Raw genomic sequence first — 12,569 nt, 5'->3', positions numbered from 1 at the left:
GCATGTTCGTTCTAAAAGAATCATAGCGAAATATGTATATTTTCATTTTCAATTAATACGACATATATCGCCATATTGATAATAATAATTATTATAATGTGAAATTATTTGACATATTTTTCTCAGTTAAATCCCACCTACTCTTTGATGATTCAACACTTTTATTAATAAAACCTGCAATAATATTACATTAATTGTTTAACTATTTATATTCCTTTTTTAAAAATAAATATTCCTTAAAAATAATTATTATAATTTACTTTCAATTATCAATCTGTTATAGTTGTGTTCGAAGAGGTAATTCTAAGATTTTAATAGGAGGAATGATTTCATGACAAATGAACACAACAAAAAGTTAACTACTGCCGCTGGTGCTCCTGTCGTAAGTAACACAAACTCGATGACTGCAGGTAAACGTGGCCCAGTACTTTTACAAGATGTTTGGTTAATTGAAAAATTAGCAAACTTCAACCGTGAAGTAATTCCAGAACGTCGTATGCACGCAAAAGGTTCAGGTGCATTCGGTACTTTCACCGTAACTCATGACATTACTAAATATACAAAAGCAGCAATCTTCTCAGAAGTTGGTAAGAAAACAGAAATGTTCGCTCGTTTCTCTACTGTAGCTGGTGAACGTGGTGCTGCTGATGCTGAACGTGATATCCGTGGTTTTGCATTAAAATTCTACACAGAACAAGGTAACTGGGATTTAGTTGGTAACAACACACCCGTATTCTTCTTCCGTGATGCAATGCATTTCCCTGACTTAAACCACGCTGTTAAACGTGACCCACGTACTAATATGCGTTCTGCAAATAACAACTGGGACTTCTGGACAAATCTTCCCGAAGCATTACACCAAATAACTTATGTGATGGGCGATCGTGGTATCCCAACTGACTACCGTCATATGCACGGTTTTGGTTCTCACACTTATTCAATGATTAATGCTGATAACGAACGCTTTTATGTGAAATTCCACTTCACAACTCAACAAGGTATCCAAAACCTTTCTGATGAAGAAGCAGAAGGAGTTGTAGCAAAAGATCGTGAATCTTCACAACGTGACCTTTACGAATCAATTGAAAAAGGCGATTTCCCTAAATGGACGATGTCAATCCAAGTGATGACTGACGAACAAGCTAAAAATCATCCATATAACCCATTCGATCTAACTAAAGTTTGGTATAAAAAAGACTTCCCACTAATTGAAGTTGGTGAATTCGAGTTAAACCGTAACCCAGCTAACTACTTTGCTGAAGTGGAACAAGCTGCATTTGCTCCTTCAAACGTAGTTCCTGGTATTAGCTTCTCACCAGACCGAATGTTACAAGCTCGTTTATTCGCATATGCTGATGCTGAACGTTACCGTTTAGGTGTAAATCACAACTTAATTCCAGTTAACGCTCCAAAATGCCCAGTACACAACTTCCACCGCGATGGTGCAATGCGTACAGATGGCAACTTAGGTAGCACATTACACTACGAGCCAAATAGCTATGGTGAATGGAAAGAACAACCTGAGTTCAAAAATCCAAGCGAAGAAGCAGGTCCAGCAGATATCTTTGACTTCCGCGAAGACGATGATAACTACTTCGAACAACCAGGGAAATTATTCAACATCATGAGCCCAGATGAACAACAGCGTCTATTCGAAAACACTGCTCGTAACATGGAAGGTGTTGAATATTTCATCAAAGAACGTCACATCATCCACTGCTTCAAAGCAGATCCTAAATATGGTGAAGGCGTTGCAAAAGCAATGGGTATCGAGATCAACAAGATCGATGTACTGAAAGAAGTTCAATACCACTAAGATTTTCTAATAATTCAACATTCATATCCTAAAAAAGACTGTAGGCAAACTTGATGAAAGTAAGGTTTGTCTACAGTCTCTTTATTTTGGTTTAAAATGCTTAACTCAGAAAAAGTTATTCCTATTAAGCTTAATCATCCGACTTGCTCGAACAACAATGATGGGTTTGACCTAAACAAGGTTACGCCTCTCCAGTAGTAAAGCGATTTATCGAATTTGTAAGTAAACAAACCACTACTTCATCTACAATAAAAGGACATTACCTATCAGTAATGTGCTTTTATTTGCTTACCGCCTTTTTCGTTTAAAAAATCCTTTTCGATTCTTTGCTTTTTTCGGACTTATTCGGAACAATTGATTTAATAGGTCATCAAAAGTATCCGCAATCTTATGAAACTCCCATTCTATTTCCTCTGTAAAGTAGTTTTCCACTATATATACAACAGATGGATTTTCATTCCCTTTTCGATAATCCAAAACAATCCATTCGTGGCAATTTGTCCAAAGAACAATAAGTTCTTTTGGCAGATCTGATTCTGCTAACAATTCCTTGGAGGATAATATACCCAAATCATCTTTTCTAAAGTGTATAGGCTCTATGCTCGGAAGTGACTCTTTGTATTCTGTAAAATAAGGATAATTAAGTTCTCCACCGTTTTGTTTTTTCATCAATTCAATAAATGACGATGGGAAGTGAACATCCAATATATTTTCCGCCTTTTTTATAATTTCATCGTTAATAGGGTACTCGTGACGCTTATTTTTAGGATCCTTATTCCAAAAATTTTCTCCTTTATAAAAATCTTTATTCATCAAATCTACCACCAGCTTTCTTATCCTACAGCTGATTATATCGTACCGGGACTTCTTAAAACGAAATACCAAATTATCTATTATGTAATTAAACTATAAATGCTAAAAATCCCGAGTCTTATGATGACTCAGGGATTTTTATTTAGACTATTTTTATTCTTGACGTAATGCTTGGATGACATCAATCTTCGTTGCCTTTCGAGCTGGACGCCAACCACTCATAATAGCAACACCTATGCTAATCAATGAAGCAATTACAACAAGCTCCCATGGTATTGTTGAAAATTGAATTCCCGCTTTCTCAATACCACTATCAGGCATGACCGCATCTAAGATTTTTGGCAATGCAAAATTCGCCAAAAAGCTAATGATATATGAAATAATAATTGCTATAACTGTCCCTAAAATACCTATATAAGCACTTTCCATTACAAACAATCTTTGAATTAACTTTGGACCAGCACCAATCGCCTTCATCACACCTATTTCACGTGTACGTTCAGTTACAGCCATTGTCATCGTATTGAAAATACCAATAGAAGCAATTAAAACCGCTATTGTCCCTACAAAGATAAGTCCTACTTTTAAGGCAAGGAAAAATACATTTAATTGATCTAATTGTTCAGTTACAGAATAGACAGATAAATCCATCGCTTTTAACTCTTTTAGTACACCTTTAACCGCTTCAATATCTGTTGCATAAACGGAGTAGTTTACATAGTAAAAGTCTTTTTCTTTCATCGCTTTTTCGACTATTGTATTATAATCCTTTAGAATTTTAGGCTTCATCGTATCGCTTAGTTGTATACTCGTATCCATAGCCCACTCTTTTGAAGGCTTTTCACCAATTCCAACTATTTTATATTGTCGTACCTTCGTATGTTTATCTCCATTCTCTGGTGTAAAGGATAAGGAAATCGTTTTACCTAATAATGAATGCTGATAACCTTTTTTTGATGTTCCTTCCTCATTTTTTTCCTCTTTAATACTTTGTTCTTCCTTCTTAGTCAATAAGCTTTGTCCTAAATTATAGCCAACAACAATTTCGTTCTCTTTTGTAGGATATGTACCCTTCGATAATTTAATATTAGCTTTTTGTTGTTCTTCAAAATTATTGAATTTTACATCGCCAAAACCGGAACGATTTTCAAATTTCACATTTGTATTTATTGCAGTAGTAATTTGAGTTGTTTCACCTAATGCCTGAACATTCGGGATTTCTTTAATGGCTTTCTTGTCGATGCCCTTTTCATCGGAATTATATACTTCGATCTTCGTCACAGCACTATCTGATAAAATTTCTTTCTTAATTGAACCTTGTAGTCCAAATGCAATTGATGCTAATACAATTAAAAACGCACAACCCATAGTTGTTGCTAATATAGTGGTAAAAATCCGCATACGGTTTTTCTTGACATGTTGTCGCACAAAATCTATTTGATCTCTAAACTGCACTCGGAACAGCCTCCTTTAATACGCCATCATGCATCAGAAATTTTCGATGTGCTATATTCGCTACTTCTTCATCATGCGTAATAATAATAAACGTAATATCCATAGATTCATTTAATAACATGATTAACTGTAAAATTTCCTGTTCCGTTTCGGAGTCTAAATTTCCTGTTGGCTCGTCTGCTAAAATAATAGGTGGATTGGTTACAAGTGCTCTAGCAATGCAAACACGTTGCTGTTGACCGCCTGATAGTTCACTGGGATAATGATCTGAAACTGTCTCTAAGCCTACTTTTCTTACTATTTTTTGGACTATTTGAAAACGTGCATTTTTCTCTACCCCTTGAATTTTCAATGGCAATTCAATATTTTCAAAGGCCGTTAATCCAGGCATCAGTTGAAAATTCTGGAATATGAATCCAATATTTTCAGAGCGGAATTTCGCATATTCTGATTCTGTTAGATTTGTCGTTTCTTTTCCTTGCATGATAATTGATCCTTGCTCAGGCTTAAGAAATCCTGCAACAGCATTTAGTAATGTTGATTTTCCAGATCCACTTTTTCCAACAATTGAGATGATTTCTCCTGTATCAATTGCAAAAGAGATGTTCCTCAATACAGGAACTTTCTTCTCGCTTCCTTTTTTACCTATTTTAAATGTATGACTGACATTTTGTACGTTAATCAAAAATATCAACCTCCCTCATTTCGTCTATTAATTAGTATAGGAAAAATTTCTTAATAATTTCATGTTAAAAAACTGAAGAATTTCTTAAGATTTGGCTGTTTTCTGTATAAAAAAAGAAACTACTTTGAAAACCTTCAAAATAGATTCCTTTTTTTATCAAGTTATATTTATTTTTTGTTTTTTTCCTTAAGCATATAAAATTTTCGCCACATAAATCACGATGGTTACCGTTATACAACTAACGACAGTCGTAAATAGAACCGTTTGTGCAGCAAGTTCTGGCTCGACATCATACTCTAATGCCAAAGTAGAACTGTTACGCGACGTTGGAAAAGCACTTGCTATTAATAAAGACTGTGCCACTACGCCATGGAATCCGAAAATAGTAATCCATAGGAAAGCAACTAAAGGTCCCATCAGCAATCGGCCAATACAACTCATATATAACATTTTATTAAACATCGTGCTGAAGTGAATTTTTGACAGTTGTGCACCTAAAGTGAGCAGCGCAATGGCAACGAAAGCATCTGCCATATGACCAACAGCAATGGATAAAAACTGTGGCAGCTGAATATTCGCTACATTTAAAATAACCCCTAGAATTAAACCATGTACAAGTGGTAATTTCACAATACTTTTGGCAATTTCCCATCCTGACTTTGTCGTGGAAATTAAATTATACAACCCGTATGTATAGGTCGTTAAATTTTGAAAAATTACCGTGATGATTTGAATCGCTGTACCTAATGGCTGTGCATGGAATACCATTTGACTGACTGGGATTCCATAATTCCCAGAATTAATTAGGACAATGCTATTTTTGAAGATGGCTGCTTTCTTTTTTTCAAGCTTCAATACTTTACTAATAACCGTGCTAATAATCATTAAACTGATACTAAAGGCAAATAAATAGATTAATATTTTCCCTAGAACCGCTGGGTTCACTTTTGTTTCATATATATTAACAAATACAGCAGCTGGCATTAAACAATATGTGATTAAATTGGATAAAGCTTTCAAGTTAAATTGAAACTTGCGTTGCATGATTCCACCAACGACAAGTAAAACTAAAATAGGTGCAACTACTTGAAAGAATACTAAACTTAAGTAACTCATCTTCTCTCCCCTATCCTATTCCCCTCTATTTTAAATTTTTCAAGATAAATAAAAAGAGTTGTTATCTTCTAGATGTGTTTTCAGAAACTTAATCAAAGATTATTAAAAATAACCCAACTATTTTATATAGTTGGGTTTAAACTTTTCGCCATGATGATACGGTTTCTCCCTTGTTCTTTTGCTTGATATAAGCATTGATCTGCTTGTTCAATTAACTTAGTAGGAGTTTTTTCTGTTTCTGGGTATTCAGCTACACCTGCGGAAATTGTTATTGCTTCACCTGTAGGACTAATTGTGTTTTCAAGATCCTTCCTTAAAATGTCGGCTATTTCAAAAGCATCTTGAGCGCTAGTATTCGGTAAAAGAACGATAAACTCCTCTCCACCATACCGACAACATAAATCGGTTGCTCGAGTTGTAGCTTTCATTTTATATGCTAGGTATTGTAAAACTTCATCTCCTACACCATGTCCATATGTATCATTAACCAATTTAAAACGGTCTATATCCATTAAAATCATGGAAAATGGCGTTTTTGCAGTTATCAATTCATCCATTTTAGCATTTAATGTTCGTCGGTTTGTTAATCCAGTCAATGGATCTGTTGTCGATTGATCCATAAAAAAGTTCACTTGTTGATGTAAAAAGCTTAAACTTTGAATTAATGCATTTTTTAATTGTATAGCCTCGTAATACCATGCTTGAACAGCAGATAGATTTTTTTGTTCGTCTTTTTTCATACTACTCTCTGTTAATTCAGCTAATTGTTGCAATGGTCTAGATATTCGGATCGCTGCCCAAATAATGATAACTAAAGTAATTATGAGTAACGGTAATGCTAAATAAAGCATTTCTTTTACCATATTTTCTGCAGGCTGTAAGGAGATTTCTGTTGGCCTTTGTGATACAACTCCCCATCCAGTATTTTCTACCAATGCATAACCTGCTAGCATGTCCTTTCCTTCCGAGTTAGTTACTCTTTGGGCTCCACCATCATTCTGATTCATTATTTTTTGGACGACTGGATTTTCCTTAACTACATTATTAATACGATTTCGATTTTGATGATAAATGATACGTCCATTCCGGTCGACTACATACACATATGAACCATCATTATAAAAATGCTTTCCTAACAATTCATAAAGAATATTTTGTTCTTCTAAGTAAATTGTTCCACCTACAAGGCCTACATATTTACCTGTTTTATTAAAAATAGGCGCAGAAATATAGATTAATTCACGATTTGTTATAGCTCGATATGGATCAGAAATCATCGGCTTTTTTTCTTTTATAGCAGTTTTCACTGCATTTGAGGTTAATGTTTTGCCTTTGATACCTATTGTTTGCGGAGAAGTAGCTAATACTTTTCCTTTTGCATCTAAAATAGAAATGGAGTTAAATGTATTTGATTGATTTTTCAGGCGATCAGCTTCAGTTAGAAGTTGTTTCTCGTTATCCATGTGTTCTGCAATTGAATTCGCATTAACTGTTAGTGTTTGAAGTGTCTCATTTAAATAATTATTTGCTGTAGTTGCTAGTTTTTCAGCATATACTCGGTTTGTTTCTAGTGTGTTATCCATTAACGTTTGATTGTTCATACGGTAACTACTCAACAAACTACTTACAATGGTTAACATAAACGCTAAAATTGCAACACCGATGATTAAATGTTGCAGTTTTAAATGATATTTTTTCATTTTATATTATTCTCACCTTAAGTTTTTCTTTTATTTTACTAAAAATTGTAATGTTTGGATTAAAAAAATTCAAAAAAATAGCTAAACTGATTGTAAAATATACGTCAGTATAGCTATTTGATCAAAACTATGCATTAAAACGGTCTATTGTATCATCATAATCATCATCTAAATCATCTTGTAAAAATCCTAAAAACCTTAATAGCTTTTTCAACATACAAACATCCCCTAACTTGTACATACATTTCGCTAATACGGCCGACTTTTTTCTGAATATTATTTACTTATAGTTTACATGAAATTAATATAAAATTCTATTAATATGATTATTTATCATTTCAGGTGTGGGTAAAAACCGCTCCCTTTCGTCAGGAATCTCGCGGTTTCTACCCACCTCATATTGAATTGGATGTTCCGCTACAGACGGCGCTTTCCACGGGCTTGGCTTCAATCTCCTCGTCACTACGTTCCTGCGGGGCTTTCAGCTCAAGCTTTTCCCGTAGGAGTCGCCGTCTTTCGCTCCACAATGACCAAAGTTGCTGTTTTTTTAAGTAAAGCAGATGTCTTTTTTTAGATATTTTTCTCTCAATATTTTTATATAAATCAAGTAAATTGGTAATTTTTGATTTTTCAATCTTTTTATTGTTATGGTGTTGCAATTGATATTATAACACTTTATAATATTAACCACTTAGAATAGTAGGAATTAGACCCTCCCCTGTTCTAATCACTAACATTGTAAAAGTGTTAGTATGTTATGCAATTCTGATACATTACTTTATTTGCCTTAAAGTTGATTATTGTATAACAAAAATGAAGAACTTTCCTTTTTGTATACACCAGTAACCACCCCTCAATGGTTATTGGTGTTTTTTTGTTTATTTAAACTTCTCGTTTGCATTCATTGCTAAAAATGAGATACGCTATTTTCGAATAGACACCATTTGAAAAAGGAGCGATTTTACATGTACGTAGTTACGAACCGTATTAAAGTTAAAAAAGGCTTTGCAGAAAAAATGGCACCAAACTTCACACGTCCTGGTGCATTGCAATCATTTGAAGGATTTGTAAAAGTAGAAGTTGCCGTTTGCAAAGATTTTGAAGAATATGATGAAATGAGCGTCAATATGTATTGGGAAAATCTTGATGGTTTCAAAAAATGGCGTGAAAGTGATGCTTTCAAACACGCTCATAAACGTCCAGAGTCTAAACCAGGTGAAGAGCCTAAAGAATCTCCACTACTTGGTAGCCAAATTGTCGTTGCAGAAATTGTTTCAAGCATTGGATCTGCTACACAAGCTTAATCACATGGGAAAAGCTCTAGTGAGAATACTTTTTCTTACTAGAGCTTTTTTAATTCTTTTTATTTTTTTCGATAAAGTTAGTCGAAATGCTTTCGCTTTTATTTTAGGAATTCATAATTGCTCCGCCATTTACATGAATGCATTGCCCAGTCATGTAAGTTCCTTCATCCGATGCAAGTAGTACATATGCTCCTACCAATTCACGTGGTTGACCTGGACGCTTCATTGGCGTATCAGCTCCGAAAATTGCCACTTGCTGGGCATCAAATGTGGATGGGATAAGTGGTGTCCATATTGGACCCGGTGCTACCATGTTCACACGAATCCCCTTCCCTGCCAAATTTTGAGCAAGCGCTCGAGTAAAAGCTACGATTGCTCCTTTTGTTGCTGAATAATCAATTAATTGTTCGTGCCCTTTATATGCAGTTACAGAAGTCGTCGTAATAATTGAACTTCCTTCTTTTAAATGCGGCATCGCATGCTTACTTAAATAAAAGGCTGGGTCTATATTTGTTGCAAATGTCTTATGCCACTGTTCACTCGTTATATCAGCAAAATTTTTCACAGGATATTGTGCCGCTGCATTATTAACTATAATATCAATCTTGCCAAATTCCTGGATTGTTTGATCAACCATTTTTTTACTTGTCTCTTCTTTTGAAATATCCCCTACTATTAGTAAACATTTCACCTTTTCTTGTTCAACCATTTTCTTTGTCTCGTTAGCATCCTCATGCTCTTCTAAATAATTTATGACAACATGTGCTCCTTCTTTTGCATAGGCAATCGCAACCGCCCTTCCTATACCCGAATCACCGCCTGTTATTATTGCCACTCGGTTCTTTAGCTTTCCACTTCCAACATAGTCGATCGGTTGAATGGGCTTTGGATTCATAATGGATTCAATACCTGGTTGCTTTTCTTGCGTTTGAGCGGGTTGCCCTCCCTTTTGTTGTTCATTTATATTCATCCACCTTTACCTCCTTGATTTTCAATACATTCAGCCATTGCCAACTACAAATGAAATTAAACATGTAATAAAAAAGGACATAACAAAAAAGCCACACTTTTTATCCAATTGGACTATAGTGTGGCTTTCTTTAATGAAGGGCATAAACCCCTTCTATATATTCAATTTGCTTACTAGTACTTTCTTATAATGAACCATAACCGATAACGCGAGCTGACCAATAGCTACCTTTTGCTACACTTTGGAATTGTACTTTGTTACCAGCTGCATGTAATACTTGTCCGTTACCTGCATAGATTCCTACATGAGTAATTGTATTACTACCCGGTGTTGCACCGAAGAAAATTAAATCGCCAACATCTGGGCTACTTACTCGTTTTGTAACAGAATATTGTGTACGACTGCTATGAGGTAGTGTACCGTAACCTGCTTTTTTGTAAACATATGCTGTAAATCCTGAACAGTCAAATCCTGATGGAGACATACCGCCCCATACATAGGGAACACCTAGGTAATCACTACCAATGCTAATCAGCTTATTGCCAGCTACTGCATTAGATACTTTTTTAGTTTTTGTATATTTCTTTAAATAGGATCCTGAAACCCAGCCTGTTTTGCCTTTATATTTTACTTTATACCACTTTTTGTTACTAACAGTTTTCTTATATGTAGCAGTAACAACCGCACCTTTTTTTAATGTAGTGACTTTTTTATATTTTGTTGAAGCACCTTTTCTCATGTTTAGCGCTGCTTTTGTTTTATATTTACCTGATGCTTTAACAGCCTTTGAGCTAGATACAGTTGTAATGTTATGTGATGTATGTTCTATGTTAGTTTTTGCTTGTGCTTGTAATTGTTCTTGAGGAGCAGCTCCTAATAATGTCCCAAGTCCTAATGTAAGAGTTAAGGTACTTGCGGTAAATGCTTTTAATACGCTTTTCTTATTCATTTAGATGTCGTTCCTCCATTTTAAAATATTTTTCATTTGATGTATTCGATTAATGTAATTGTATTCTAATTAATTTATATACTAATATTATGGAAATTTTGATGAAGAAACAACGCGATTTCATTTACAGAGTTATTACTTTTTATTACAAATAATACAAAATGACAGATATCTTTTCGGATTTTAATATACCAGCAATATAAATGTATATTTTTACCATTTTTAAACAAAATAAAAACTCCGTATAGAGTTACGGAGCTTTGTTTTTAACTTTTTTTATTAAAAGGAATCGTGTATCCACTTTTCCATACCAAAACAAGGTGCCATTTAAAGTTTTTTTAATTTTGCCTTTAGCATGAGGTATATGTAAATTAATTAAAGATTTTTTCATTCAATCGTAGTGGTTTAATTTTACAACGCTACATATAAATCACTTAACGGCCTAGTCCAATACACTTCCTTTCGCTTTTCTTTAAAAAAAATGCGATAATGAGGAAAATACACATGAAGGATGACACGATGACAAATATACTTACATTACGAGTAGACCACAAGTATGTGGCTGAACTAAATAGAGGCTATTCACTTATATTAAAAGACGCAATTCAGAATAAAGATTTATTAGAAGAAGAGGGCGACATCATTCGCTTAGTGGATCAACATAATCGCTATATCGGTACTGGTTATTATGGTAATCAAAACAAAGGAATCGGTTGGATTTTAACAACGAAAGAGCATGAACAAATTGACCAAGCCTTTTTTAATAAGAAGTTAACGGTTGCATTAGCGCATCGAGAAGACTTTTTCAATGATAATGATACTACAGCATTTCGCGTCTTCAATGGTGAAGGTGACGGCATCGGCGGTTTATCAATTGACTACTTCGATGGGTACTATATGGTGAGCTGGTACAGTGAAGGAATTTATTCATTTAGAGAATATATTTATAATGCTCTAAATGAACTTGTAGAATACAAAGCGATTTATGAGAAAAAACGTTTTGATACAAAAGGGCAATACATTGACCAAGACGATTTTGTTATGGGAACAGAAGGCGATTTTCCTATTATTATTAAGGAAAATGGGATGCACTTTGCCGTTAACCTAAATGATGGTGCAATGACAGGTATTTTCCTTGATCAACGTGATGTTCGCCGTGCGATTCGCGATCATTATGCAGATGGGACAAATATGTTAAATACATTCTCCTATACAGGAGCTTTTTCAATAGCTGCTGCTTTAGGTGGTGCATCAAAAACAACAAGTGTCGATCTTGCTAAACGTAGTCTAGCGAAAACAATTGAACAATTTAGTGTGAATGGTATCGACTATGAAGCACAGGATATTAAAGTAATGGATGTTTTTCACTACTTCAAATACGCTGTTCGACATGAATTGAAATTTGATTTAGTCGTTCTTGACCCTCCAAGTTTCGCACGTACGAAAAAGATGACCTTCTCTACTGCAAAAGACTATCCAAAATTACTTGCAGATGCAATTGCCATTACTGAGAAAAATGGAATCATCGTCGCTTCGACAAATAACGCAAGCTTTGGAATGAAAAAATTTAAAACATTTATTGATCAAGCCTTCAAAGATACTCATACAAAATATAAAATAATTGATCAATATGGATTACCTAAGGATTTCCGTGCTAATCGAGACTTTCCGGAATTTAATTATTTAAAAGTAGTCTTCATAAAAAAACTAAGTTAATCATTCCTACACAAAGACGACTCATCATAATGGTGAGTTGTCTTT

10 protein-coding genes are annotated in these 12,569 nt (G+C 34.4%); 3 read left to right on the top strand and 7 right to left on the bottom strand.

Features of this window, described 5'->3' with window-relative positions:
- The first annotated feature begins 331 nt into the window (after window positions 1-331).
- On the top strand, window positions 332-1,816 hold the full coding sequence (locus ABE048_RS06435; protein ID WP_430309997.1) for a catalase: 1,485 nt from the start codon (window positions 332-334) through the stop codon (window positions 1,814-1,816).
- A gap of 288 nt (window positions 1,817-2,104) precedes the next feature.
- Here ABE048_RS06435 and ABE048_RS06430 read toward each other — a convergent pair whose 3' ends face one another.
- From ABE048_RS06430 to ABE048_RS06410, 5 genes are all read right to left on the bottom strand, one after another.
- A complete protein-coding gene (locus ABE048_RS06430; RefSeq protein WP_430309995.1) occupies window positions 2,105-2,629 on the bottom strand; it encodes an SMI1/KNR4 family protein in 525 nt (174 codons plus the stop codon).
- A gap of 153 nt (window positions 2,630-2,782) precedes the next feature.
- Complete coding sequence (locus ABE048_RS06425; protein ID WP_430309993.1) at window positions 2,783-4,084, bottom strand: ABC transporter permease; 1,302 nt, start codon at window positions 4,082-4,084, stop codon at window positions 2,783-2,785.
- Window positions 4,074-4,769, bottom strand: a complete 696-nt coding sequence (locus ABE048_RS06420; protein WP_430309991.1) for an ABC transporter ATP-binding protein — start codon at window positions 4,767-4,769, stop codon at window positions 4,074-4,076. The genes ABE048_RS06425 and ABE048_RS06420 overlap by 11 nt, the downstream gene beginning before the upstream one ends.
- 186 nt (window positions 4,770-4,955) lie before the next feature.
- Complete coding sequence (locus ABE048_RS06415; RefSeq protein ID WP_430309989.1) at window positions 4,956-5,885, bottom strand: AEC family transporter; 930 nt, start codon at window positions 5,883-5,885, stop codon at window positions 4,956-4,958.
- Between the two features lie 122 nt (window positions 5,886-6,007).
- The gene (locus tag ABE048_RS06410) at window positions 6,008-7,585 is read right to left on the bottom strand and encodes a sensor domain-containing diguanylate cyclase (RefSeq protein WP_430309988.1); all 1,578 of its coding nucleotides are present in this window, start codon (window positions 7,583-7,585) and stop codon (window positions 6,008-6,010) included.
- A gap of 965 nt (window positions 7,586-8,550) precedes the next feature.
- On the opposite strand from ABE048_RS06410, the gene ABE048_RS06405 reads away from it, so the two are divergent.
- Entirely contained in the window at window positions 8,551-8,889 is a 339-nt protein-coding gene (locus ABE048_RS06405; RefSeq protein ID WP_430309987.1) for a heme oxygenase, read from the top strand.
- A 103-nt stretch (window positions 8,890-8,992) separates the two neighbouring features.
- Here ABE048_RS06405 and ABE048_RS06400 read toward each other — a convergent pair whose 3' ends face one another.
- Entirely contained in the window at window positions 8,993-9,859 is an 867-nt protein-coding gene (locus tag ABE048_RS06400; RefSeq protein ID WP_430309985.1) for an SDR family oxidoreductase, read from the bottom strand.
- Between the two features lie 184 nt (window positions 9,860-10,043).
- Entirely contained in the window at window positions 10,044-10,808 is a 765-nt protein-coding gene (locus tag ABE048_RS06395) for a C40 family peptidase (RefSeq protein WP_430309983.1), read from the bottom strand.
- A 519-nt stretch (window positions 10,809-11,327) separates the two neighbouring features.
- Here ABE048_RS06395 and ABE048_RS06390 point away from each other — a divergent pair.
- Entirely contained in the window at window positions 11,328-12,524 is a 1,197-nt protein-coding gene (locus ABE048_RS06390; protein WP_430309982.1) for a class I SAM-dependent rRNA methyltransferase, read from the top strand.
- Window positions 12,525-12,569: the final 45 nt, after the last annotated feature.

This window comes from Rummeliibacillus pycnus (assembly GCF_050459865.1).
GTDB classification, from domain to species: Bacteria; Bacillota; Bacilli; order Bacillales_A; family Planococcaceae; genus Rummeliibacillus; species Rummeliibacillus pycnus_B.
This window is presented reverse-complemented; position numbering and strand designations above follow the sequence as displayed.

Coding starts and splice junctions, on each gene's coding strand:
- ABE048_RS06435 (WP_430309997.1), top strand. CDS start 332: ATGACAAATGAACACAACAAAAAGTTAACTACTGCCGCTGGTGCTCCT.
- ABE048_RS06430 (WP_430309995.1), bottom strand. CDS start 2,629: ATGAATAAAGATTTTTATAAAGGAGAAAATTTTTGGAATAAGGATCCT.
- ABE048_RS06415 (WP_430309989.1), bottom strand. CDS start 5,885: ATGAGTTACTTAAGTTTAGTATTCTTTCAAGTAGTTGCACCTATTTTA.
- ABE048_RS06410 (WP_430309988.1), bottom strand. CDS start 7,585: ATGAAAAAATATCATTTAAAACTGCAACATTTAATCATCGGTGTTGCA.
- ABE048_RS06405 (WP_430309987.1), top strand. CDS start 8,551: ATGTACGTAGTTACGAACCGTATTAAAGTTAAAAAAGGCTTTGCAGAA.
- ABE048_RS06400 (WP_430309985.1), bottom strand. CDS start 9,859: ATGAATATAAATGAACAACAAAAGGGAGGGCAACCCGCTCAAACGCAA.
- ABE048_RS06395 (WP_430309983.1), bottom strand. CDS start 10,808: ATGAATAAGAAAAGCGTATTAAAAGCATTTACCGCAAGTACCTTAACT.
- ABE048_RS06390 (WP_430309982.1), top strand. CDS start 11,328: ATGACAAATATACTTACATTACGAGTAGACCACAAGTATGTGGCTGAA.